This is a genomic window from Paraburkholderia solitsugae, from assembly GCF_013177695.1.
Taxonomy (GTDB): Bacteria; Pseudomonadota; Gammaproteobacteria; order Burkholderiales; family Burkholderiaceae; genus Paraburkholderia; species Paraburkholderia solitsugae.
This window is the reverse complement of record NZ_WOEY01000119.1, coordinates 17,756-41,760: the sequence shown is the minus strand read 5'-3', so window position 1 is coordinate 41,760 and position 24,005 is coordinate 17,756. Positions and strand designations below refer to the sequence as shown.

Below are 24,005 nucleotides of genomic sequence, written 5' to 3'. Positions count from 1 at the left end.
ATAGAAGACCGCGACCTGGTGTTCGCTCGACCTGCCGATGGGGCGGTGGTTCACGCAGGCTACGCGATATTTCGAGATATAATTACAAATTGCATTCAACGGCGGTGCGGCATTTCTTCGATGCCTGCCGGTAAAGTTGACGCAGGAACTTACAGCTGCCGTCTTCGGGTCAGCGTTGCAAGCCAGTTGCTACTGTAGAATTGTCTTATAAAACAAGGGTTTGTAAAGTGTTTCGCCTTTGTAACAACGTAAAGACTTTGAAATGTTGTGGTGCAGCGAGATCTCCGGCACCGATAATGCATGCTCTGTTGGCCCACCGAAATATCTGACAGTTTGTCAACGTAGGTGGCCTGTGTGCGTTTACCGGCACATGCGCAGACAATGAACAGCTGATCTGGGCTCACTACCCAAGCGATCCATCGCAGGATTTCTCGAAAGAATCAGGCCCGCGCCGGCACATCCGGCCAGACTGCCCTGGCGAGCAAGCGAGTCGCTTTTACCAAACGCAGTACTTTTGCCTGATTTTTTACGAGGAGTTCTTCATTATGCGAATCGCTCAAATCGCTCCCTTGCACGAGGCGGTTCCGCCTAAGCTTTACGGTGGTACGGAACGCGTGGTGTCCTACCTGACTGAAGCGTTGGTTGAACAGGGCCATGACGTCACGCTGTTCGCGAGCGGCGATTCGCAAACCTCGGCGAAACTCGAAGCTTTCTGGCCGCAGGCGCTGCGCCTCGACCCGACCATCCGCGACGTGATGGCGCCGCACATGCTGTTGCTCGAAGAAGTGCGCCGCCGCGCGGACGAATTCGACGTGCTGCATTTCCACATCGATTACTACCCGTTCTCGCTGTTCGCCCGCCAGCCGGTGCCGTTCCTGACCACGCTGCACGGCCGTCTCGATCTGCCGGAACTGCAGCCGATCTTCAACACGTTCAGCGACGTGCCGGTGGTGTCGATTTCGGACAACCAGCGCATCCCGTTGCAACAGGCGAACTGGCTGCAAACCGTCTATCACGGTCTGCCGGAAAACGTGCTCACGCCGATCAAGGACGTCGAGCCGGGCTACCTCGCATTCCTGGGCCGCGTCTCGCCGGAGAAGGGTCTCGACCGTGCGATCCGCATCGCCGGCCAGGCAGGCATGAAGCTCAAGGTCGCCGCCAAGATCGACAAGGCCGATCGTGCCTATTACGAAGAAGTGATCAAGCCGCTGATGGCGCTCCCGCACGTCGAATACATTGGCGAAATCGGCGAAGCCGAAAAGCGTGAGTTCCTCGGCAACGCGCATGCACTGGTGTTCCCGATCGACTGGCCGGAGCCCTTCGGTCTGGTGATGATCGAAGCAATGGCTTGCGGCACGCCGGTGATCGCGTTCAACCGTGGTTCGGTGCCGGAAGTGATCGAAAACGGCGTGTCGGGTTTCGTCGTCGAAGACGAAATCAGCGCGGTCGCCGCAGTGAAGCGTCTGCACACGCTGCCGCGCACCGGAGTGCGCAAGGCATTCGAAGCGCGCTTCTCGTCGAAGGTCATGGCGAAGAACTACGTTGCCACCTACGAAGAGCTGCTGCGTCAGAAGCATCGTACGGTGCTGCGCGAAGTCAACGCCGGCTAAGCACCACGGTCGGTCGAAGCTGTCAGGCCGCCTTGCCGGAGCGCTTTTGGCGCCCTTGGCTCGGCGTCCCCGGCTCGGCGCCCCCGGCGATCCGATCAGGTGGTCCGGGTGCACCCCAACAACGCCTCGTGTGCAACTCGCCCACGGGGCGTTGTTGCATGCGCGCCGCGTTTTGGCCACGTGAGCGGCAGAAAGTACGGTTTTGAGACCGGCAAGGATGAGCCTGTCTCGGTAATATCCCTATAATGGCCCTGCCGCAAATTTGGCTGCGGCGCCGCCGACGACAGGAGGATGCCTTGGCGAGAACGAAAGAGACGCGTGCGAACGCGGCGCCCGGCGCCGGAACGATTTTCGCGTTGCGCGCCATCGGTCTCGTGCTCCTCGCTCGCTGGCTGTTTTCGATGGCGCAGATGGACCTGGGCGCATCGCTGTCGGCGATGGTGTCCTCGCCGTTTGCGTGCATCAACCTGGTGTTCCTGTTTCTGCTGATTTTCCTGCCGGGCGCGCGCGCCGTGGCCGAGCGCCCCTTACATCCGCTGCCGCAATGGCTGCGGCAGGCGCTGCGTCTGTTTGCTTTCCTCGGATTCCTCTTCGCGGTCTGGTCGGTCGGCGCGTTTGCGGCGAGCGCGGGTTGGCGGCGCGCCGCGCAGGCGGTGGCGGCCACCAACGGCTGGCTGTTGGCTGCGCCGGCGCTGTACGCGGCGGTCGTGTGGATTTGCCGGCCGCGCGCGCTGTGGCGAACCAATATCGCCGCGCGACGTTTTGCGATCGGCCGCTACGCGGTTGCGCTCGATCCGGCCACACGCACGGTGGTCGTCTGGGCCGAACGCCGCAAGGTGGGTCAGTACGACGCCCGCGAATTGTCCGTACGATGGGCGGCGGATCACGGCGTAAGCGCGACGCCAACGCCTGCCCCCGCGGTGGCGTTCGGTGTTGCTGGCGAGCCGGGTGGGCCAGCGGCACCGCTCGGCGCGGTGGGCGCGCCTGCGGTGGCTCGCGGTGGCTTCCACCGACGTCCGAAAATCGAATTGCTATGGGATTCGCCGGCTGCGGCAGGCCACAATCGGCAAACCGTGTTCCGCACCGCGCTGACTACCGAGGGCGATCGGGTCGCCGCGCGTGCGCTCGACACCTCGTTGCGGCAAGTCTGAATCGGGTGCTTTGTGCAGTTGAACATACCCGCGGCCGACGCAGGCATCGTAAAGTAAGGGGTAGCTGATAATAAGATGTGTCACCCACGCGGCACCCGGCGTTCCAGTGGGTGAGTGAGACATACATCGATCGTATTGCGTCGTTTCCAGGAGTCGCTATGCTGGTTCGCTGGTTGCTTGCCGCCATTCATCTGCTTGCTTATGGCTTTGCCCTCGCGTCGATTCTCCGGCGCACCTGGTCATTGCGGCGAGCCAGCGTGCCTGCTGCTTTACGATCCGTATTCCGCTCCGACACGCGGTGGGGCCTTTCAGCGTTGGTGCTGATCGTCACCGGTCTGATGCGCGCCTTCGGCGGTTTCGAAAAGGGCGCCGACTATTACCTCCATGAGCCGCTCTTTCACGTCAAGATGACGCTGCTCGTGCTGATACTCATCCTCGAAGTCCCGACGGTGCTCGAGCTGATGCGTTGGCGTGCCTCTATCAGAAACGGCGCCCCGCCTGATTTGCGAAAAGCGCGTAGGTATGCGCGTTTCAGCGTGATCCAGACTGTGCTGCTGGTGTTGATGGTGTTCGCGGCTAGCGGTATGGCGCGCGGAATCGGGCTACCTGCGGGGGTGGTTTAAACGCGCGTTGAGGGGGGCGGGGGCGTGCGTCACGCCAGCGGAAAACGCCGCTTACCGGCGCCTTCCGCATGACGTTTCGCACGCTTCTCCGCACTTTACTTCTCGACCAGCAAGCTTGAATCATCGAGCCGACTCGTCTTCGTGCCGTCGGTCTTGTGCATGATTTCCGAGTCGCTCAAGCCCTTGATCAACTCCAGCGCCTGACGTTCGAACAGCCGCCTGTACAGGCCGTTCTCGAGTCTGATCAACGCCTCGTGACTGCCTTCCTCGATGACCTTGCCCCTGTCCAGCACCAGCAACCGGTCCAGCGCTCGGACGGTGGACAGACGGTGCGCCACTACTAGCGTCGTGCGGCCCATCATCAGCCGCTCCATCGCGCGCTGGATCAGCACTTCGCTTTCGCTGTCGAGGCTCGAGGTCGCTTCGTCCAGAATGAGGATCGGCGCGTCCGCGAGAAACGCCCGCGCGATCGCCACGCGCTGACGTTCGCCACCGGAGAGCTTGATGCCGCGCTCGCCCACCAGCGTGTCGTAGCCTTGAGGCAGTGTCGCGATAAAGTCGTGCGCACTGGCGAGCCTCGCGGCACGTTCGATCTCGGCGCGGCTCGCACCGGGCCGGGCATAGGCGATGTTCTCCGCCAGCGAGCGGTGAAACAGCACCGGCTCCTGCTGAACGATCGCGATCTGGCTGCGCAACGACGCCTGCCGCACGCGGGCGATGTCTTGACCGTCGATCGTGATCCGGCCTTCCGAAATGTCGTACAGCCGCTGGATCAGCTTGATGAAGGTCGTCTTCCCGGAACCCGAATGCCCGACCAGCCCGACGCGTTCTCCCGGCGCGATGCGCACGGAGAAGTTGTCATAGAGCGGCGTGGCTTTCGCACCGTAGTGGAAGGTGACGTGCTCGAAGCGAATTTCGCCTTTGCCGATCTTGATCGGACCCGCGCCGGGCCGATCCTCGATGCCCAGCGGCTGGCTCTCCAGCGACACCAGTTCTTCCATGTCGTTGACCGAACGCTGCAGGTTGCGGATGTGCATGCCGACGTCGCGCAGATAGCCTTGCAGCATGAAGAACATCGTCAGTGCGAACGTGATGTCGCCGACGCTCGCTTCGCCGCGCGCCCACAACAGCAACGCGACGCCGAGAATGGCGGCCTGGATTGCCACTAGCATGCCGCCCTGCAAGCCGCCGTTGACCGTGCCGCGTATCCACGTACGGCGCGTGCGATGACGCCACTTGACGATCACACGCTCGAGCAGGGCTTCTTCGCGCGCTTCGGCGCCGAACGCTTTCACCACGCCGTTGCAGCTGACTGCGTCGGCGAGGGCGCCGCCCATACGCGTGTCCCATGAGTTAGCGAGGCGTGCGGCGGGCGCAACGAAGCCGAGCGACATGGCCACGGTCACCGCGATATACAGCACTGAACCGATACCGACGACCGCGCCCATCATCAGCCAGCGCCAGCCGAGCAGCACCGTTGCGCCGACCAGCATGACCATCGACGGGAACAGCGCGATCAGCAGCGTGTCGTTGAGCAGATCGAGCGCCCACATGCCGCGCGTGATCTTGCGCACCGTCGATCCGGCGAAGCTGTTGGCGTGCCAGTCCGTCGAAAAGCGTTGCACGCGGTGAAACGCATTCGCGGCGATCTCGCTCATCATCTTGAGCGTCAGCTTGATGATGTTGAAGAACATGCCCTGACGAAGCAACGTGGCGCCGAGCCCCAGCGCGCCTAGCACGCAGAAGGCCGTGATCGCAGCGTGCCACGCGACGGTGTCTCCGGCGGAGCCGGATGCGATCGCATCGACGAGCCGTCCGGCGAACATCGGCGTGAGTACGTCGGCCAATGCCGAGAGCAGCACCAGCGCGCTAATCGCAAAGATGCGCCAAGGCTGTTTGGCCCAGTGAAGGAAGGTGAAACCGAGGACGTCCTTGAAGGCTTGTCCACGAAAGTCGAGTTTTTTTCTAGTCCGAAGTTTGAACACCTGAACCACTGCTGAGCAAGAAGTGGCGCGCCTTTGCGCCATTTTTTGTGTCTTAAATGTTCCCATGTAAATGATGCATTTGCGACGAGATTTCATCTTGATTTACCGGGCGCGTTGTCTATTCTTTAGCCCATGTATATCGAGACCGTCCCGAACCGGAACTCTCCGCCCGCGATCCTCCTGCGTGAGGGCTACCGCGAAGGCGGCAAGGTCGTCAAACGCGCGATCGCCAATCTGTCCCACTGGGATCCGCAACTCATCGAGCCCTTGCGCATCCTGCTCAAGGGCGGCGTCGCCGTTGAGTCAGCCCGGGCGCTGATGAGCATTGAGCGCTCCCTGCCGCATGGCCATGTGGCCGCGGTGCTCGGTATCGCACGGCGCTGCGGTCTCGCGAAGCTGCTGGATCCCGCACCCGCCCCGGTGCGCTCGCTGGTGCTGGCCCTGGTGGTCGCGCGCGTGTTGGAGCCGGGCTCCAAGCTCGCCACCTGGCGCAACTTGCAGCCGGAGTCTGCAACCCATTCGCTGTCGCAGGTGCTGGGACTCGGCGCATTCGAGGCCGAGCGGCTCTACGCCGCGCTGGACTGGCTCGGTGTGGCGCAGCCGCGCATCGAGCGCAGCCTGGCGCGCCAGCATCTGGGCAACGGCGTGCTGGTGCTCTATGACCTCACCTCGACGTGGGTCACCGGCCGGCACTGCGCGCTCGCCCACTACGGCTACTCGCGCGACGGCAAACGCGACGACCCGCAGATCGTGTTCGGCTTGCTGTGCAGCGCGGATGGATGCCCGGTAGCGGTCGAGGTGTTTGCCGGCAACACCGCTGATCCGGCCACGCTGGCCGCGCAGATCGACAAGCTCAAGGAGCGCTTTGGCCTGTCACAGGTGGTGTGGGTGGGGGACCGCGGCATGGTCCCCTGCGCGCGGATCGAGCAGGTGCTGCGTCCGGCGGGCATGAGCTGGATCACCGCGCTGCGCTCGCCACAGATTGCCGAGCTGATCGAGGACCGCGGCCCCTGGCAGCCTTCGCTGTTCGACGAGCACGGCCTGATCGCACTCGACAGCGCGCGCTATCCGGGCGAGCGGCTGGTGGTCTGCCGCAACCCGGCGTTGGCCGAGGAGCGCGCCAGAAAGCGCGCCGAGCTGCTGGCGGCCACCGAAGTGGAACTGGCCGCGATCGCGCAGGCCACTGCGCGCACCCGCAATCGCTTGCACGGCCAGGACAAGATTGGCTTGCGCGTGGGTCGCGTGATCGAGCGCTACCGGATGGCCAAGCACTTCGACCTGGAGATCACCGAGACCAGCTTTACGTTCACCCGCAAGCAAGCGCAGATCGATGCCGAAGCCGCACTTGATGGACTCTATGTACTGCGCACCAACGTGCCCAGCGAACAGTTCTCCGATGCCCAGACGGTCCTGGCCTACAAGAGCCTGGCGCAGGTCGAGCGGGCCTTCCGCTCGATGAAGACTGTCGATCTGCACGTGCGTCCGATCTATCACTTCAACGAGTCGCGTGTGCGCGCGCACGTGTTTTTATGCATGCTGGCCTACTACGTCGAGTGGCATCTACGCGAAGCGCTCAAGCCCCTGCTTCATGACGATGAGGACCTCGCAACGCGGCGTGATCAGCGCACCAATCCGGTGATGCCGACGCCGCGCTCCGAAGGGGCCAACGCCAAAGCCGCGCGCCACCGTACCGACGATGCGCTACCCGTGCATAGCCTGCATACGCTGCTGCAAGACCTCGCCACCTTGACCTACAACATCACTTCCACCCCGGTCAATCCACAGGCGAAGATCGTCATCACAACCCGTCCCACACCGTTGCAGAGCAAAGCCTTTGCGCTGCTCGGCATCGACCCCGCCTGTTCCCAGTAGTCAACCCCTTCGGTTCGAAAATCTCTCAGCGCTTCAACAGGTTAGCTCGGGCGCCCAGTCAAACTTCGGTCTAGTCATTTGCCACGACCCGGTGGCGCGCGAGCGCACCGAGGTTCCAGTCAGAAGCGAAAGGAAGAGACAGTCAAGCGAGCCGCGCTGTGTTGACAGCAATGCCGGCAATGAGACTACGGACTGTCTGGAATTTGCGCGGGACGCCTGTTCAGGCAGAACTGCGTGAGCGACGACGCGACGGATTTAAGGTCGCGAAAATGGTCGTGAGGCCATCCCAGGGACGGCGATATGCACTGCGAACATGTGACGCCTCCCTGTAGTCGAATGAGGTGGAGAAATAGACGGGGCAAGTGCCCGAAAACTGACTATATCAGCAGTATTTGGCGACCGCAATCGTACGAAAGTTCGGTGTTGACTTCGACGCGGAGCATGCGCTTGAGCGTGTGGGGGTGCGTATTCACGCGCGTACGCGTGAGCGATCAATCCACCGTGCGCATGCAAATCGGAAGCAAAAACAAAAAAGCCCTCGACTTACGTTCGAGGGCTTTCTCTTGCGGTTCTTCGGAGACCCGCGAATCTGGTGGGTGGTACAGGGATTGAACCTGTGACCCCTGCCGTGTGAAGGCAGTGCTCTACCGCTGAGCTAACCACCCGAAGAGAGCCGAATTATGTCAGGGATTTTTCGACTAGTCTAGTACTTTTTAAGCGGTTTGCTCATCCGCGGCCGGTGAGGGATCAAGGCGCCACACGCTCGTACCTTTGACCGCTTTGTCGAGCCCGTCGAGCACGGCTTGATGCGCGGCGACTTCGTCGTCGCTCGCGGCAATCACGACCAGATTCAGCGAGTCGATCGCGATGCGCGGCGCGTGTGCATCGCCGCCACCGTGAGAATCGCCGAGCATGTCGATGACAAGGCTTTCCTGGCCGCGTGTCATCGCCAGATAAACCTCGGCGAGCAGTTCCGAGTCGAGCAGTGCGCCGTGCAGGGTGCGGTGCGCGTTGCTGACGCCGAAGCGGTCGCACAGCGCGTCGAGTGAATTGCGTTTGCCCGGGAACATCTGCTTGGCGCGCGCCAAGGTATCGATGATCTCGCCGCAGTAGGTTTTCACCGGCGGCAAACCCAGCAGCGCAAATTCGGCATCGAGAAAGCCGATGTCGAACGGCGCGTTGTGAATGATCAGCTCCGCGTCCTGAATGAAGTCGCGAAACTGATCGGCGATCTCGGCAAACTTCGGTTTGTCGCTCAGGAACTCGGTGGTCAGCCCGTGAACGGCCAGTGCGCCCGGATCGCTGTCGCGTTCCGGGTTGATGTAGAAATGCAGGTTGTTGCCCGTGAGCCGGCGGTTCACCATTTCGACGCAACCGAGTTCAAGGATCCGGTCGCCGGTTCGTGCATTCAGGCCGGTGGTTTCGGTATCGAGGATGAGTTGACGCATGTCGGATTAGCCTGCTCTAAAAAAATCAGCAAAAAAAGAAGGGCGCGCGCGTTGGTGCCGCTGCGGGCTTCACAGCCCGCATGACCGCACGCATCACATTGCCGCGAGTGACGCGACGCCGCGATTGGCCAGTTGATCCGCGCGTTCGTTTTCCGGGTGGCCGTTGTGACCGCGCACCCATCGCCATTCGATTTCGTGCTGCGCGACGAGCGCATCGAGCCGCTTCCAGAGGTCGGCGTTCTTCACCGGTTGCTTCGCGGCAGTGATCCAGCCTTTCTTCTTCCAGCCGTGGATCCATTCGCTGATGCCCTTCTGCACGTACTGCGAGTCGGTGTGCACGACGGCCTTGCAGGGGCGCTTGAGCGCTTCGAGCGCGGCGATCACGCCCATCAGTTCCATGCGATTGTTGGTGGTGTTGGGTTCACCGCCGAACAGTTCTTTTTCTTGGTCGGCAAAGCGCAGCAGTGCACCCCAGCCGCCGGGGCCGGGATTGCCCTTGCAGGCGCCGTCTGTGTAAATATCGATGATGTCGGAAGTCATTGAGTGTGGTTGCGTGTGTTCGGTGTGGCGGCGGGTGCGAGGCCCGCGGCGAGGACAGGTTTCTTCACTTTCAGCGGACCGACGAGGCGCATGCCGCGCACGCGCTTGATCGCCTTGATCATGTAGGTGGCGCCGAAAATCGGCCACCAGCGGTCGCCGGCGGCTTCCATGAAACCATAGCGGGACAGCCATTGATCGCTGCCGAGCGGCGGACGATAGCAGCCGAAGCGCCCGCGTTCAAGGTCGAAACCCAGCAGCTTGATCCAGTCTTTCAGGCGCGTGAAGGCGATCAGGTCGACTGCCGCGGGCACGAACGGCCGGCCAGTCATCTTGCCGACCGATTGGCGCGCGCCCCATAGCGACAACGAATTGAAGCCGAGAATGATCAGCTGGCCTTCGGGCATCAGCACGCGCTCCGCTTCGCGCAACAGCCGGTGCGGGTCGCTCGTGAATTCCAGCGTATGCGGCATCACGATCAGGTCGACGCTTTGTGCTTCGAACGGCAGGTCGAGCAGGTCGCACCAGACAGCGCTACGCCCGGCCGGTGCCGGCAAACCCGTGGGCAGACCTTGCGCGGCGCCGCCCCCCAAGCCATTCCCGGCACGCGCGAGGCCACGCGGAAAAGCGTAGGGCGCGCTCGCGCCGCTCGCTGCGTCGAGCACGAGTCCGCGGCACGGCATGCGGTTTTCGCGCAAGGCGTCGAGCTGAGGCAGGCCGAGTTGCAGCGCATGGTAACCGAACACGTCGGACACCACGCGATCGAGCTGGGTCTGTTCCCACTCGAGTACGTAGCGGCCGGGCGGTGAATCGGTCCAGGCAGGCCAGTCTATAATGGCTCGGTCAGTCATATCAAAGAATGCGTCGCCTATGAATGCGCTCGAGTACGTACCGGTCCCGGCGTTTGAAGACAATTACATCTGGGTCGTTTCCGACGGGCATCACGCGGTGGTCGTCGATCCGGGTGAGGCTGCCCCCGTGCGCGCCTATCTGGCGAAACGGGGTTGGCAGTTGAGCGCTATTTTACTCACGCACCATCACCAAGACCATGTCGGTGGGGTGGCCGATCTGCTGAACGGCCAGGCCGTTCCCGTGTATGGCCCCGCCGGTGAAGCGATCCAGCACCTCACATATCGTCTTAAAAATGGCGATCACGTGACGATTGCGGCGCCCGCGCTCGAATTCAGCGTGCTCGACGTGCCCGGTCACACGAGCGGTCATATCGCCTATTTTCAGGCGGCCGACCCGCGCGGCACGCCGCACGTGTTTTGTGGTGACACGCTGTTCGCGTGTGGTTGCGGCCGGTTGTTCGAGGGTACGCCCCCGCAGATGCTGGCGTCGCTGGATTCGCTCGCCGCGCTGCCCGGCGCGACCGAGGTTCACTGCGCGCACGAGTACACGTTGTCGAACATCCGCTTCGCGCTCGCCTGCGAGCCGGGTAACGCCGAACTGCAAGCCTGGCGTGACAAAGCGAGCGAATTGCGCGCGCGCCATGTGCCGACGCTGCCCACCACCATCGCCCACGAACGCGCGGTGAACCCATTTTTGCGCGCCGGCAGTCCTGCGATTCAAGCGACCTTGCAAGAACAGCTGCACGAAAAAGTGCCTGATCGTTTGGCGGCATTTACGCTGATGCGCGAATGGAAAAACCGCTTCCGTTGACCTGATCGGCATGAGGGTATTGCTCACGCGAAGAATCGCAAAAATACGCCAAGCCCAAGATTTCCTTGATTTTTTTCGTCATTTTCCGATTGACGTAAACGTTGCCGTTTCGTACTATCGGCTGCAAATTCCAGCCCTTGTGGAAGCCGAGACGTTCATGCGATTTATCTTTAGTGCGTTGTTGGTCCTGACACTCGCCGCTTGCGCGAGTCAGGGACCTGCGACGAATAGCTCCACCACCGCAACAAACCCCGCCAGTCAGCAAGCCGTAGCCGACGCCCTTCGCAAGACAGCCGCCGCCAAAGAGACGATCAACGTCGACCAGGGTTCGGTCGATCAACTGACGAGCGCGGACGCAGACTTGTGGGGCCGTATCCGCCGTGGTTTTCAAATGCCGGATCTGCAAAGCGACCTCGTCGACATGCAGGTCAACTGGTATGCGCAGCGCCCGGATTACGTGCAGCGCATGACCGAGCGCTCGCAGAAATATCTGTACCACATCGTCGAAGAGCTCGAGGCGCGCCATATGCCGACCGAGCTCGCGTTGCTGCCGTTCATCGAATCCGCGTACAGCCCGCAGGCGTTGTCGGTGGCGAAGGCTGCCGGCATGTGGCAGTTCATGCCGGGCACGGGACGCACCTACAACCTCAAGCAGAACATGTGGCAGGACGAGCGCCGCGACGTGCTGGCCTCGACCAGCGCCGCGCTCGACTACCTGTCGCGTCTGCATGACATGTTCGGCGACTGGCAACTGGCGCTCGCCGCCTACAACTGGGGCGAGGGCAACGTGCAGCGCGCGATTGCCCGCAACGAAGCGGCGGGGCTGCCTACCGACTACCTCAGCCTGCGCATGCCGAACGAGACGCGTAACTACGTGCCCAAGCTGCAGGCGGTGAAGAACATCGTAATGAACCCGCAGATGTACGGGCTCACGCTGCCGTCGATTCCGAACCACCCGTATTTCGTGACGGTCACGACCTCGCACGATATCGACGTGGACACGGCGGCGAAGCTCGCGAATCTCTCTCCGGATGAATTCCGCTCGCTGAACCCGTCGTTCAGAAAGCCGGTGATTCTCGGCGCCACGCAGCCGCAAATTTTGCTGCCGTTCGACAATGCGAGCGCGTTTGAACACAATCTGAAGACGTACTCCGGCTCGCTGTCGTCGTGGACCACGTACACGGTCACCGAGCGTGCAGCGCCGGCGGCGATCGCGCAAAAGATCGGTGTCGACGCTGACACGCTGATGGAAGTGAATAAGATTCCCGTCGGCATGCGGCTGAAGCCGGGCTCCACGATCGTCGTGCCGCGTGGTTCGGACGACGACGAAGACATCAGCGCCGACGTCGCCGAAAGCGCCGTGCTCGCTATGGAGCCGGACGTCCCCGATACCCGCAAGATGTTGATCCGCGTGCGCCGCAATCAATCGATGGCCGCCATCGCAGTGCGTTACGGTGTCTCGATCGGTCAGTTGAAGTCGTGGAATCGCACGCATCGCGATCAGGTTTCGCGTGGCCAGGTGATCGTGCTGCACGTGCCGGTTGGTAAGGCGATGCCGAGCGAACCGGGTCCGGAGCGCATCGCGACCGACGTGCAGGGCGGTGGTGTCGAGAAGATCGGCACCCGCGTCGCAGACACGAGGAACGATTCGCGCTACGATAAGAAGAAGGGGCGTGGCCGCACCGCCGTGGTGAAGGTCTCTGAGCCGGTGAGTAAAGCCAGCAAGCCGACAACGTCCGGTGCCAGTAAGGGCAAGATGACGAAGGTGTCGGCTTCCACGTCCAGCAAGGCGTCGAAGGCCGCGGCAGACAGCCGCCCGAAGACCGTGGCCAACGCGAAGAAGGGTAAGTAGACCAAAAAGCGGCACCCACGGTAGTGACCACATGCGTTGCGGGGGCAGCGCATGAATTGCGCTCCGATCACGCACCGTGTTATTCCGACGCCGTCACCTATGGTGACGGCGTTTTTCATTCTGCAGATCAATTCAGGCGAAATTCGCGGATTTCATTTATCTTTCGTGCTTCGGCCGTGTCGGCCGCTCATTTCAAAGCTCATGTCGTCGACCCAGTTGCGCGTTTTTCTCCTGTTTTCCGCCGGTTACTTCATTTCGTACGTGTTTCGCGGTGTCAATCTCGGCTTTGCCCCCTTCATTACGCACGATCTTGGCCTGTCGGCCACTGATCTCGGTTTGCTGACCAGTCTGTACTTCCTCGGCTTCGCTGGCGCGCAGATTCCGGCCGGCGTGCTGCTCGATCATTTCGGCGCGCGTCGCGTGACGGCGGTCACCTTGCTATTTGCCGCGCTGGGAATCTGGGTGTTCGGCGCGGCGCACAGCGTCGGCGTCATGATGATTGGGCGCCTGCTAATCGGCGTCGGTGTATCCGTCTGCCTCGGTGCCGCCTTCAAGGCGCTGGCGCAGCATTTCGCGTCGGCACGGCTACCGCTGATGAATGGACTGGTGATGGCGATCGGCGGTTTCGGCGGCGTGATGGTTGGCTCGCCGCTCACGTGGGTGCTGAGCTTCGCCAGTTGGCGTGCGGTCTGCGTGGGTCTGGGTCTGTTGACGGTGCTGGTGGCGATGGCGCAGTGGATCCTCACGCCGGACACCAAGGAAACCCATCACCAGGCCAGTCTCGGTGCCCAGTTCAAAGGCACATTGCATATCCTGAGGAGCGCGGCGTTCTGGAAGATCGCGTCGTTCTCGGTCGTCACTCAGGGCGTGTTCTACGCGATGCAATCGCTGTGGGTCGGCGCCTGGTTGCGTGATGTGCAGGGCTTCGAGCCGCGTGAAGCCGCCGCGCTGGTGTCGATTCTCGGCTTCGCGATGATGGCCGGCTGCGTGGGCTTCGGCGCGGCGGCGCGAACCCTCGAGCGGCGCGGTATCTCTCTCAACCTGTTTTGCGGCATCGGTATGACGCTGTTCGTCGTCACCCAACTGCTGATCATGTTCAGCGTGCCGCTGCCCGCGAGCCTGCTGTGGGCGGCGTACGGGGTCTTCGGCGGTACGGGTATTCTCAGTTACGCCGTGATGGCGCGGCACTTCCCGGCACAGATGATCGGCCGGGTGAATACCACGCTGACGCTGATCATCTTTCTGCTGATTTTCGGCTTTCAGATCGGCGTTGGCGCCGTGCTGTCACACTGGCCGGCCAGTGGTGGACATTATCCAGCGGCCGCGCATCTGACCGCCTGGGGCATTCTGATGGCGTTGCAAGTGTTGAGCGCGATCTGGTACGTATTGCCCGGCCGCACGCGCCTCCAGCCAGCGCACGTGCGCGCCGAACAGCAGGTTTAAGGCCGCAGCGCCTGGTTCGCGGGGTGGTGTCATATTGACCGGGTCCATCCCGATTCTGGCCCGTACAAATTTTGCCCAACGGCTTGCGGACCATGCGCAGCAAGGCTTTGCCGCATTTTGGCTCGTGCTTCGCTATGCCGGCTCCCCATCTCGGATTTGGAGGGAAGGGTAGTTTCACGCTATAATTTCAAGGTTTGAGCTTATCAACCCGCACCCTAGCGCCTACCTCTCCCATACCGTTCATCCGCCGCGCGCTTTTGACGCCCCGCACCCCAGCCGAGCCGTCCACACAATGGACCCATCGCGCCCCTTGCGACGTCGCTAGCAGTACGCGAGCGAGTCTGCGCGCGCATCCTTGCCGATGCGTTTCGCTGCGGCTCGCAGTCGGATAGACAGGTCGGCAACAGGGTGTTCCCCAAGGAGTCTCCCGTGTTGCCGTCATTTTCTCCCGCTTTGCTCGCACTCGCCGACGGCACGGTCTTTCGTGGTTACTCGATCGGCGCCCCCGGGCATACGATCGGCGAAGTCGTGTTCAACACCGCTATCACCGGTTATCAGGAAATCCTGACCGACCCGAGCTACGCGCGCCAGATCGTGACCCTCACGTATCCGCACATCGGTAATGTCGGCGTGAATGCCGAAGACGTCGAAGCCACGAAAGTCCATGCCGCCGGCCTGATCATCCGTGATCTGCCGGTTCTCGCGTCGAACTTCCGCATGGAGCGCACGCTCCCGCAATACCTGAAGGACGAAGGCGTGGTCGCCATCGCCGGCCTCGACACCCGCATGCTGACGCGCGTGCTGCGCGACAAGGGTGCGCAGAACGGCGCCATTCTGGCCGGTTCGGATGACGAAGCGAAGGCAATCGAACTCGCGCGCTCGTTCCCGGGTTTGTCGGGCATGGACCTCGCGAAGGTCGTGTCGACGAAGGAAAGCTACGAATGGACCCAGACTGAATGGCGTCTGGGCTCCGGCTACGGCACGCAGAACGCGCCGAAGTATCGTGTGGTCGCGTTCGATTACGGCGTGAAGTACAACATTCTGCGCATGCTGGCTGAGCGCGGCTGCCACGTCACCGTGCTGCCGGCGCAAGCGTCTGCTGCTGACGCGCTCGCGCTCAACCCGGACGGCGTGTTCCTGTCGAACGGCCCCGGCGATCCGGAGCCGTGCGATTACGCGATTCGCGCCACCAAAGAGCTGATCGAACGTGGTATCCCGACCTTCGGCATCTGCCTTGGCCACCAGATCATGGGCCTCGCGCTCGGCGCCAAGACCTTGAAGATGAAGACCGGCCACCACGGCGCGAACCATCCGGTCAAGGATCTCGAAGACGGCCGTGTGGTCATCACGTCGCAGAATCACGGCTTCGCGGTCGACGCCGACACGCTGCCAGCCAACGCCAAGGTCACGCACATCTCGCTGTTCGACGGCACGTTGCAGGGCTTCGCGCTGACCGACAAGCCGGCGTTCTGCTTCCAGGGCCACCCGGAAGCGTCGCCCGGTCCGAATGACATCGCCTATCTGTTCGACCGCTTCACGGCGTTGATGGACACGAAGAAGGCTGGCAAGACCGCAGCGGCCGCAGCGGCATAAGCAGCAACGTGTGAGGCGCCTCGGCGGCGCGCGGCTCGCAACGCGATTGGCGCAATAGGCGCACGCAAGGCGAGCTGCACACAACAGAGCGCGCGCAACGGTGAAACGACGCGCGCCGACGGAAAGAATTCAGGAATACATTAGCGAGAGCGTTATGCCCAAGCGGACAGACATCAAGAGCATCCTCATTATCGGCGCGGGTCCGATCATCATCGGCCAGGCGTGCGAGTTCGACTACTCGGGCGCGCAAGCATGCAAGGCGCTGCGTGAGGAAGGCTACAAGGTCATTCTCGTCAACAGCAATCCGGCGACGATCATGACCGACCCGAACACGGCCGACGTGACCTACATCGAGCCGATCACGTGGGAAGTGGTGGAGCGCATCATCGCCAAGGAGCGCCCGGACGCGATCTTGCCGACGATGGGTGGCCAGACCGCGCTGAACTGCGCGCTGGATCTCCATGCTCACGGCGTGCTGGACAAGTACAAGGTCGAGCTGATCGGCGCATCGCCGGAAGCGATCGACAAGGCGGAAGACCGCCAGAAGTTCAAAGACGCGATGACCAAGATTGGCCTCGGCTCGGCCAAATCGGGCACCGCGCATTCGATGGAAGAAGCACTGCAGGTGCAGGCCGACATCGCTGTGCAAACGGGTAGCGGTGGTTATCCGGTCGTGATCCGTCCGTCGTTCACGCTCGGCGGTTCGGGCGGCGGCATCGCCTACAACCGCGATGAATTCGAAGAGATCTGCAAGCGCGGTCTCGACCTGTCGCCCACGCGCGAGCTGCTGATCGAAGAATCGCTGCTCGGCTGGAAAGAGTACGAGATGGAAGTGGTCCGCGATAAGAAGGACAACTGCATTATCGTTTGCTCGATCGAAAACCTGGACCCGATGGGCATCCACACCGGCGACTCGATCACCGTCGCGCCGGCGCAAACGCTCACGGACAAGGAATACCAGATCCTGCGTAACGCATCGCTCGCCGTGCTGCGCGAGATCGGTGTGGATACGGGCGGTTCGAACGTGCAGTTCTCGATCAATCCGAAAGATGGCCGGATGATCGTGATCGAAATGAATCCGCGGGTTTCGCGTTCGTCGGCACTGGCCTCGAAGGCGACCGGCTTCCCGATCGCCAAGGTCGCGGCAAAGCTCGCTGTCGGCTACACGCTGGACGAGTTGAAGAACGAAATCACCGGTGGCCAAACTCCGGCTTCGTTCGAACCGACGATCGACTACGTCGTCACCAAGATCCCACGTTTCGCGTTCGAGAAATTCCGCGAAGCCGATTCGCGCCTCACCACGCAGATGAAGTCGGTCGGCGAAGTGATGGCGATTGGCCGCACCTTCCAGGAATCGTTCCAGAAGGCGCTGCGTGGTCTGGAAGTGGGCGTGGACGGTCTGGACGAAAAGACCGTCAACCGCGACGAGATCATCCGCGAGATCGGCGAAGCCGGTCCGGATCGTATCTGGTATGTCGGCGACGCGTTCCGTGTCGGCATGACGGCCGAAGAGATTTTCGAAGAGACCTCGATCGACCCGTGGTTCCTCGCGCAGATCGAACAGATCATCCTGAAGGAAAAGGCGCTGGCTGGCCGTACGCTGGCAAGCCTGTCGAAGGAAGAACTCAAGTATCTGAAGCAAAGCGGGTTCTCGGACCGCCGTCTGGCGAAGCTGCTCGGCGCGAAGCCGGCGGAAGTGCGCCAGCGCCGTATCGAGTTGAACGTGCGCCCGGTCTACAAGCGCGTCGACACCTGCGCGGCCGAGTTCGCCACGAAAACCGCCTACATGTACTCGACCTACGAGGAAGAGTGCGAAGCGAACCCGACCAACAACAAGAAGATCATGGTGCTGGGTGGTGGCCCGAACCGGATCGGCCAGGGTATCGAGTTCGACTACTGCTGCGTGCACGCCGCGCTCGCCATGCGCGAAGACGGCTACGAAACGATCATGGTCAACTGCAACCCTGAAACCGTTTCGACCGACTACGACACGTCCGATCGTCTGTACTTCGAATCGCTGACGCTCGAAGACGTGCTCGAAATCGTCGACAAGGAAAAACCGGTCGGCGTGATTGTTCAGTACGGCGGTCAAACGCCGCTGAAGCTCGCGCTCGATCTCGAAGCGAACGGTGTGCCGATCGTCGGCACGTCGCCGGACATGATCGACGCTGCGGAAGACCGCGAGCGTTTCCAGAAGCTGCTGCAGGACCTCGGCCTGCGTCAACCGCCGAACCGTACCGCACGTGCTGAAGACGAAGCCCTGAAGCTCGCCGAGGAAATCGGCTACCCGCTGGTGGTGCGTCCGTCGTACGTGCTGGGCGGCCGCGCCATGGAAATCGTCCACGAGCCGCGCGACCTTGAGCGCTACATGCGTGAGGCCGTGAAGGTGTCGAACGATTCGCCGGTGCTGCTCGACCGCTTCCTCAACGACGCGATCGAATGCGATGTGGATTGCATCTCCGATGGCGAAGCCGTGTTCATCGGCGGCGTGATGGAGCACATCGAACAGGCGGGCGTCCACTCGGGCGACTCGGCTTGCTCGCTGCCGCCGTACTCGCTGTCGAAGGAAACCATTGCTGAGTTGAAGCGCCAGACTGGCGCAATGGCGAAGGCGCTGAACGTGATCGGCCTGATGAATGTGCAGTTCGCGATCCAGCAGGTGCCGCAGGCCGATGGGTCGAAAGAGGACGTGATCTACGTGCTCGAAGTGAACCCGCGTGCATCGCGTACGGTGCCGTACGTCTCGAAGGCGACCAGCCTGCCGCTCGCCAAGATCGCCGCGCGCGCGATGGTCGGCCAGACGCTTGCGCAACAGGGCGTAACGAAGGAAATCGATCCGCCGTACTTCAGCGTGAAAGAAGCTGTGTTCCCGTTCGTCAAGTTCCCGGCAGTCGATCCGGTGCTCGGACCGGAAATGCGTTCGACCGGTGAAGTGATGGGCGTGGGCCAGACGTTTGGCGAAGCGCTGTTCAAGTCGCAACTCGCGGCGGGTTCGCGCCTGCCGGAGTCGGGCACGGTGCTGCTGACCGTGATGGACGCCGACAAGCCGAAGGCTGTCGAAGTGGCGCGCATGCTGCACGAACTCGGCTACCCGATCGTCGCGACCAAGGGTACGGCTGCCGCGATCGAAGCGGCCGGCGTGCCGGTGAAGGTCGTCAACAAGGTGAAGGACGGCCGTCCGCACATCGTCGACATGATCAAGAACGGCGAAATTGCGCTGGTCTTCACGACCGTCGACGAAACCCGCGCGGCGATTGCCGACTCGCGTTCGATCCGCATGAGCGCCCAGGCGAACAAGGTCACGTACTACACGACGATGTCCGGCGCACGGGCTGCAGTTGAAGGTTTGCGCTATTTGAAGAACCTGGAAGTCTATGATTTACAAGGCCTCCACGCTCGCCTAAACTAAGGCTTCGAATACCTGTCCAAGATGTAAGTGCCGCGGTTAAGCGGCGTTCCGCAGGTGCTGCGGGCCGGGTTTGGTCCCGCGCTCCGGCCCTTGCGGAATGCACTTAACCGCGGTGATTTTTTTTACGGCTGTTTTTTGCATAGAGTTGTTTATGAGCACTGTTCCATTGACGAAGCGCGGCGCGGAAATGTTGCGCGATGAATTGCAGCGCCTGAAATCGGTTGAGCGTCCCTCGGTGATCAATTCGATCGCGGAAGCGCGTGCCCAGGGCGATCTGTCGGAAAACGCGGAATACGACGCGGCGAAGGAAAAGCAGGGCTTCATCGAAGGCCGTATTGCCGAAATCGAATCGAAGCTGGCCGGCGCGCAAGTGATCGATCCGTCCAAGGTGGACGCGGACGGCCGTGTGGTGTTCGGCGCGACGCTCGAGCTCGAAGACCTCGATTCGGGTGCGAAGGTCAAATACCAGATCGTCGGCGACGACGAAGCGGACATCGACCACGGTCTGATCTCGATCAGCTCGCCGATCGCGCGCGCGTTGATCGGCAAGTCGGAAGGCGACGTTGCATCGGTGCAGGCGCCGGGCGGCGTGCGCGAGTACGAAATCATCGCGGTTAGCTACGTTTGAAGGCGGCCCCGGTGTCCTTGGTGCCGCATCGACTGTTCCGTCTGTTGACGGTGGTGTGGGTCGGTAGTCTGTTGACGATCGGCTATGCCGTCGCGCCGGTGTTGTTTACGTCGCTCGACCGGATGACGGCGGGCGCCGTGGCGGCGCAACTGTTTCGTATCGAGGGCGTGCTGGGCGCGGTGTGCGGCATTTTGCTGCTGGGTCTGGCGAACGTACTGGTTCGCCGCGGCAGCGACGCGTATCGTCGTTTGCGCTGGTTGATCGCCGGTATGCTGGTATGCGTGCTGGTGGGGTACTTTGCGTTGCAGCCGTTCATGAATGCACTGCGCATCGCCGCGCTGGAAGCGGGTACTGATGTCGGGCATTCGGCTTATGCGACGCGCTTTGGCATCCTGCACGGCGTGTCGAGTCTGTTCTACCTGATCGAGAGCCTGCTGGGTGTGGCGCTGGTGTGGAAACTGCCGGCGAGCGTCGGCGTCGTGACACCGGAGCAGGGCGCTCATAGCACCGCTGCGGGGAAAGTAACCGGTTGAGTGGTGCGGCTCCGGCTTGCTGAAGCGGATTTGCCTGTAGACTTAACCCAGCGGCGTGACCCAGGCGGCTTGCCCGAGCGGTTCACGCCAAGGTGCGGACACCGCCCGCACCTCTCATCATTCGCTTACTTCGACGACTGATGCGCGCGCTTCGCGCTGGTCTGGCGCTTCTTGGCGCGCTTGATGTTGCCGCCTTGCGTGACGCGTTCATTGCCGCGCACCACGACCGCTTTTGCCTTCGGCTTGCGCATCGGAATTTCGCTGGGCTTCACCACCGTGACCACGCGCGGTGCGCGGCCTTTACCCGGTTTGGCTTCGACAGCCGCTTCGCGGGCGCTCGGCAGGGCGCCGCGCTTGGCCTTCACCGCGGGTTGTGCCGCGGCTTCCGGCTTCCAGATCACCAGCAGCTTGCCGATATGCTGGATCGGCGCAGCGTTCAGCGTGTCGCAGATCTGTTCGTAGATGGCGAGGCGCTCTTCGCGTTCGTCGCCGAACACGCGGATTTTGATCAGTTGATGCGCGCCAAGGTGGACCTTGATCTCCGACAGCACAGCGTCGGTCAAGCCTTCGGCGCCGACGAGCACGACCGGTTTGAGCGCATGTGCTTGGGAGCGCAATTCGGCGCGTTGATCGGAAGAGACTTTAAGGGCTGGCATGGAAAGTGGGAGACTCGACTAAAATGGCGGCACCTGCATTTCCGAGAGATTCGGCCAATAGCGCAGGGCGGCGCGTCAGAACAACAGAATCGCGGATGACTGCCAGTTTTGGCGGTGGCCGCGCGAATTAACCGCGTATTATCCCCTAAAGCGCCACATTTCGCAGCAAGAGTTCACCTTTAATGGCAAAAAACAAGTTCAACACGGCGTGGTTGCATGATCACATCAACGACCCGTACGTCAAAATGGCGCAGCGGGAGGGCTATCGCGCCCGCGCAGCCTACAAGCTGAAGGAAATCGACGAGCAGGACAAGCTGATCCGGCCAGGCCAGGTGATTGTCGACCTCGGTTCGGTCCCGGGCAGCTGGAGTCAGTATGCCCGTAACAAACTCGCCAAGGGCTCGCAGCGCGACGCCGAGCGCGAGGGCGGCATCGACGGCACGATCATCGCACTGGACATGCTGCCGATGGAGCCGATCGCCGACGTCCATTTCATTCAGGGCGACTTCCGCGAAGACTCGGTTCTCCTCCAATTGGAAGAATTGGTCGGGGAGCGCCAGGTTGATCTTGTAATTTCGGATATGGCGCCCAACCTGTCGGGAGTGGCGGTGGCGGATGCCGCGCGAATCGAGCATCTGTGCGATATCGCGATGGAATTCTCGCAAAACCACCTGAAGCCGGATGGCGCCCTTTTAGTCAAATGTTTTCATGGCAGCGGTTACAGCCAGATTGTCGAAAAGTTCAAGCGCCAGTTCAAGGTGGTGGCGGCCCGCAAGCCGAAAGCCTCGCGGGACAAGTCGTCAGAAACATTTATTTTGGGTAAGCATCTCAAGCGGCCCGCATAGGCGCGCTGCAGGAAGGTCCCGCATCTGCCGATAAGGTGCCCATGGCGCCGGAAATTGGCGCCCCGATGGTCCGCTACGCTATTTCTGTGGTAGTGAAACCTTATGGCAGGGGTCTGCGGACTGGATTAGAATGCTTTCGTGGTGCCGCAAGGCAAATGTAGGCGCCCGTCTAAGTGAAGGAGTGGTGCTTTGAACAACAATATGTTTTCGAAAGCAGCAGTGTGGCTGGTTATCGCACTGGTGCTGTTTACGGTGTTCAAGCAGTTCGACAAGCCCCGTGTCCAGGAAGGCGTTTCCTATTCGCAGTTCATGGACGACGCGAAGAACGGCAAAGTCAAGAACGTCATTGTCCAGGGGCGGAACCTTACGGTCACTCCAGCAGACGGCCAGAAGTACCAGATCGTGTCGCCCGGCGACATCTGGATGGTCGGCGATCTGATGAAGTATGGCGTTCAGGTGAGCGGCAAGGCTGATGACGAACCGAATGCGCTGGTGTCCGCGCTGTACTACCTTGGACCGACGATCCTGATCATCGGGTTCTGGTTCTACATGATGCGACAGATGCAGGGGGGCGGGAAAGGCGGTGCGTTCTCGTTCGGTAAATCCCGTGCACGTCTGATCGACGAAAACAACAACGCAATCAATTTCACCGACGTCGCCGGTTGCGACGAAGCCAAAGAAGAAGTCTCCGAACTGGTTGACTTCCTGCGCGATCCGCAGAAATTCCAGAAACTGGGTGGGCGCATTCCGCGCGGTGTGCTGCTGGTGGGCCCGCCGGGAACCGGTAAGACGCTACTGGCGCGTGCTATCGCCGGTGAAGCGAAGGTGCCGTTCTTCAGCATCTCGGGTTCGGACTTCGTGGAAATGTTCGTCGGTGTCGGTGCGGCTCGTGTGCGCGACATGTTCGAGCAGGCCAAGAAGCACGCACCGTGTATCGTGTTCATCGACGAAATCGACGCTGTCGGCCGTCATCGTGGCGCCGGCATGGGCGGCGGTAACGACGAACGCGAACAGACCTTGAACCAGATGCTGGTCGAGATGGACGGCTTCGAAGCGAACTCGGGCGTGATCGTGATCGCTGCCACGAACCGTTCGGACGTGCTCGACAAGGCGCTGCTGCGTCCGGGCCGTTTCGACCGTCAGGTGTACGTCGGTCTGCCGGACATCCGCGGCCGCGAGCACATCATGAAGGTTCACCTGCGCAAGGTGCCGATTTCGAACGACGTCGACGCAGCGGTCATCGCACGCGGCACGCCGGGCTTTTCGGGCGCCGATCTGGCGAACCTCGTGAACGAAGCCGCGCTGTTTGCTGCGCGTCGCGGCAAGCGCATCGTCGAGATGGCGGATTTCGAAGACGCGAAGGACAAGATCTTCATGGGTCCGGAGCGCAAGTCGGCCGTGATTCGCGAAGAATCGAAGCGTGCTACGGCGTATCACGAGTCGGGTCACGCGGTCATCGCCAAGCTGTTGCCGAAGGCCGATCCGGTGCACAAGGTCACGATCATCCCGCGTGGCCGTGCGCTGGGCGTCACGTGGCAGTTGCCGGAGCATGACAACGAAACGTATTCGAAGGATTACCTGCTGGATCGGCTCGCGATCCTGTTCGGTGGCCGTGTCGCGGAAGAGTTGTTCCTGAACCTGATCAGCACCGGCGCGTCGGACGACTTCAACAAGGCAACGGCTACGGCCCGCGCCATGGTGGCTCGCTTCGGTATGACCGACGCGCTCGGACCGATGGTCTACGTCGACGACGAAAACGACGCAACGCCGTTTGGCCGTGGCTTCACGCGGACCATTTCGGAAGCGACGCAACAGAAGGTCGACGCGGAAATCCGCCGCGTGCTGGACGAGCAGTACAACCTCGCCAAGCGCCTGCTGGACGAGAACCGCGACAAGGTCGAGGCCATGACCGCCGCGCTGATGGAGTGGGAAACGATCGACGCTGATCAGATCAACGACATCATGGCAGGCCGTCCGCCGCGTTCGCCGAAGAGCTCGCCGCCGTCGGTTGGCGACGCCTCGTCGGGCGGCAGTCCGGGCACAGAGGTCAAGCCGGGCAGCGCGACCGCGCCGGCCTGATAGGCGACCAGTAGAAAGTGCGGGCCGGTGTGAGACACACCGGCCCGTTTTGCATTTATCCGTTTTACGTGATTGACCG

General features: G+C 61.9%; 18 protein-coding genes and 1 tRNA gene. 13 read left to right on the top strand and 6 right to left on the bottom strand.

All coding sequences use genetic code 11. From position 1 onward, the window contains the following. Window positions 1–545: 545 nt before the first annotated feature. From GNZ12_RS30100 to GNZ12_RS30090, 3 genes are all read left to right on the top strand, one after another. Window positions 546–1,610 carry a glycosyltransferase family 4 protein gene (locus GNZ12_RS30100; RefSeq protein WP_074282670.1) on the top strand — a complete coding sequence of 355 codons (1,065 nt, stop codon included), beginning with the start codon at window positions 546–548 and terminating at the stop codon, window positions 1,608–1,610. A gap of 296 nt (window positions 1,611–1,906) precedes the next feature. Beyond that, window positions 1,907–2,761, top strand: a complete 855-nt coding sequence (locus GNZ12_RS30095; RefSeq protein ID WP_172315781.1) for a hypothetical protein — start codon at window positions 1,907–1,909, stop codon at window positions 2,759–2,761. Window positions 2,762–2,919: 158 nt separating this feature from the next. Beyond that, complete coding sequence (locus GNZ12_RS30090; RefSeq protein ID WP_172315780.1) at window positions 2,920–3,384, top strand: DUF2214 family protein; 465 nt, start codon at window positions 2,920–2,922, stop codon at window positions 3,382–3,384. A 95-nt stretch (window positions 3,385–3,479) separates the two neighbouring features. Here GNZ12_RS30090 and GNZ12_RS30085 read toward each other — a convergent pair whose 3' ends face one another. Continuing rightward, complete coding sequence (locus tag GNZ12_RS30085; RefSeq protein WP_172315779.1) at window positions 3,480–5,369, bottom strand: ABC transporter ATP-binding protein; 1,890 nt, start codon at window positions 5,367–5,369, stop codon at window positions 3,480–3,482. A 132-nt stretch (window positions 5,370–5,501) separates the two neighbouring features. On the opposite strand from GNZ12_RS30085, the gene GNZ12_RS30080 reads away from it, so the two are divergent. Further along, a complete protein-coding gene (locus tag GNZ12_RS30080; protein WP_172315778.1) occupies window positions 5,502–7,241 on the top strand; it encodes an IS1634 family transposase in 1,740 nt (579 codons plus the stop codon). Window positions 7,242–7,831: 590 nt separating this feature from the next. On the opposite strand, the gene GNZ12_RS30075 is transcribed toward GNZ12_RS30080, so the two are convergent. The 4 genes from GNZ12_RS30075 to GNZ12_RS30060 form a co-directional block, all read right to left on the bottom strand. Continuing rightward, window positions 7,832–7,906, bottom strand: a tRNA-Val gene (locus GNZ12_RS30075). 48 nt (window positions 7,907–7,954) lie between these two features. Further along, window positions 7,955–8,689 (bottom strand): DNA polymerase III subunit epsilon, encoded by a 735-nt coding sequence (gene dnaQ / locus GNZ12_RS30070; protein ID WP_172315777.1) that lies wholly within the window; start codon window positions 8,687–8,689, stop codon window positions 7,955–7,957. Between the two features lie 93 nt (window positions 8,690–8,782). Further along, complete coding sequence (rnhA, locus tag GNZ12_RS30065) at window positions 8,783–9,229, bottom strand: ribonuclease HI (protein ID WP_172315776.1); 447 nt, start codon at window positions 9,227–9,229, stop codon at window positions 8,783–8,785. Further along, window positions 9,226–10,077, bottom strand: coding sequence for a class I SAM-dependent methyltransferase (locus GNZ12_RS30060; protein WP_172315775.1), 852 nt, complete (start codon window positions 10,075–10,077; stop codon window positions 9,226–9,228). The genes rnhA and GNZ12_RS30060 overlap by 4 nt, the downstream gene beginning before the upstream one ends. Window positions 10,078–10,096: 19 nt before the next feature. Between GNZ12_RS30060 and gloB the strand changes: the two genes are divergently transcribed. From gloB to GNZ12_RS30025, 7 genes are all read left to right on the top strand, one after another. Continuing rightward, entirely contained in the window at window positions 10,097–10,888 is a 792-nt protein-coding gene (gene gloB / locus GNZ12_RS30055) for a hydroxyacylglutathione hydrolase (protein WP_172315774.1), read from the top strand. A gap of 157 nt (window positions 10,889–11,045) precedes the next feature. Beyond that, window positions 11,046–12,740 carry a transglycosylase SLT domain-containing protein gene (locus GNZ12_RS30050; protein WP_172315773.1) on the top strand — a complete coding sequence of 565 codons (1,695 nt, stop codon included), beginning with the start codon at window positions 11,046–11,048 and terminating at the stop codon, window positions 12,738–12,740. Between the two features lie 201 nt (window positions 12,741–12,941). Next, complete coding sequence (locus GNZ12_RS30045) at window positions 12,942–14,183, top strand: MFS transporter (protein ID WP_172315772.1); 1,242 nt, start codon at window positions 12,942–12,944, stop codon at window positions 14,181–14,183. Window positions 14,184–14,612: 429 nt separating this feature from the next. Then, complete coding sequence (gene carA, locus GNZ12_RS30040) at window positions 14,613–15,776, top strand: glutamine-hydrolyzing carbamoyl-phosphate synthase small subunit (RefSeq protein WP_172315771.1); 1,164 nt, start codon at window positions 14,613–14,615, stop codon at window positions 15,774–15,776. A 154-nt stretch (window positions 15,777–15,930) separates the two neighbouring features. Then, on the top strand, window positions 15,931–19,185 hold the full coding sequence (gene carB, locus GNZ12_RS30035; protein ID WP_172315770.1) for a carbamoyl-phosphate synthase large subunit: 3,255 nt from the start codon (window positions 15,931–15,933) through the stop codon (window positions 19,183–19,185). A gap of 151 nt (window positions 19,186–19,336) precedes the next feature. Further along, window positions 19,337–19,813 (top strand): transcription elongation factor GreA, encoded by a 477-nt coding sequence (gene greA, locus GNZ12_RS30030; RefSeq protein WP_074282679.1) that lies wholly within the window; start codon window positions 19,337–19,339, stop codon window positions 19,811–19,813. A gap of 20 nt (window positions 19,814–19,833) precedes the next feature. Beyond that, window positions 19,834–20,346, top strand: coding sequence for a DUF4149 domain-containing protein (locus GNZ12_RS30025; protein ID WP_172315801.1), 513 nt, complete (start codon window positions 19,834–19,836; stop codon window positions 20,344–20,346). Window positions 20,347–20,471: 125 nt separating this feature from the next. Here GNZ12_RS30025 and GNZ12_RS30020 read toward each other — a convergent pair whose 3' ends face one another. After that, window positions 20,472–21,002, bottom strand: a complete 531-nt coding sequence (locus GNZ12_RS30020; RefSeq protein WP_172315769.1) for a YhbY family RNA-binding protein — start codon at window positions 21,000–21,002, stop codon at window positions 20,472–20,474. A gap of 182 nt (window positions 21,003–21,184) precedes the next feature. Here GNZ12_RS30020 and GNZ12_RS30015 point away from each other — a divergent pair, with 182 nt between their 5' ends. Next, window positions 21,185–21,847 carry an RlmE family RNA methyltransferase gene (locus GNZ12_RS30015; protein ID WP_074282682.1) on the top strand — a complete coding sequence of 221 codons (663 nt, stop codon included), beginning with the start codon at window positions 21,185–21,187 and terminating at the stop codon, window positions 21,845–21,847. Window positions 21,848–22,036: 189 nt separating this feature from the next. Further along, window positions 22,037–23,926: an ATP-dependent zinc metalloprotease FtsH gene (gene ftsH, locus GNZ12_RS30010; protein ID WP_074282683.1), complete on the top strand. Its 1,890-nt coding sequence runs from the start codon at window positions 22,037–22,039 to the stop codon at window positions 23,924–23,926. Window positions 23,927–24,005 lie beyond the last annotated feature (79 nt).

Excerpts from the sequence above, each read along its gene's own strand:
- GNZ12_RS30100 (WP_074282670.1), top strand. The coding sequence starts at position 546 with ATGCGAATCGCTCAAATCGCTCCCTTGCACGAGGCGGTTCCGCCTAAG.
- GNZ12_RS30090 (WP_172315780.1), top strand. The coding sequence starts at position 2,920 with ATGCTGGTTCGCTGGTTGCTTGCCGCCATTCATCTGCTTGCTTATGGC.
- GNZ12_RS30080 (WP_172315778.1), top strand. The coding sequence starts at position 5,502 with ATGTATATCGAGACCGTCCCGAACCGGAACTCTCCGCCCGCGATCCTC.
- dnaQ (WP_172315777.1), bottom strand. The coding sequence starts at position 8,689 with ATGCGTCAACTCATCCTCGATACCGAAACCACCGGCCTGAATGCACGA.
- rnhA (WP_172315776.1), bottom strand. The coding sequence starts at position 9,229 with ATGACTTCCGACATCATCGATATTTACACAGACGGCGCCTGCAAGGGC.
- GNZ12_RS30060 (WP_172315775.1), bottom strand. The coding sequence starts at position 10,077 with ATGACTGACCGAGCCATTATAGACTGGCCTGCCTGGACCGATTCACCG.
- gloB (WP_172315774.1), top strand. The coding sequence starts at position 10,097 with ATGAATGCGCTCGAGTACGTACCGGTCCCGGCGTTTGAAGACAATTAC.
- GNZ12_RS30050 (WP_172315773.1), top strand. The coding sequence starts at position 11,046 with ATGCGATTTATCTTTAGTGCGTTGTTGGTCCTGACACTCGCCGCTTGC.
- GNZ12_RS30045 (WP_172315772.1), top strand. The coding sequence starts at position 12,942 with ATGTCGTCGACCCAGTTGCGCGTTTTTCTCCTGTTTTCCGCCGGTTAC.
- carB (WP_172315770.1), top strand. The coding sequence starts at position 15,931 with ATGCCCAAGCGGACAGACATCAAGAGCATCCTCATTATCGGCGCGGGT.
- greA (WP_074282679.1), top strand. The coding sequence starts at position 19,337 with ATGAGCACTGTTCCATTGACGAAGCGCGGCGCGGAAATGTTGCGCGAT.
- GNZ12_RS30020 (WP_172315769.1), bottom strand. The coding sequence starts at position 21,002 with ATGCCAGCCCTTAAAGTCTCTTCCGATCAACGCGCCGAATTGCGCTCC.
- GNZ12_RS30015 (WP_074282682.1), top strand. The coding sequence starts at position 21,185 with ATGGCAAAAAACAAGTTCAACACGGCGTGGTTGCATGATCACATCAAC.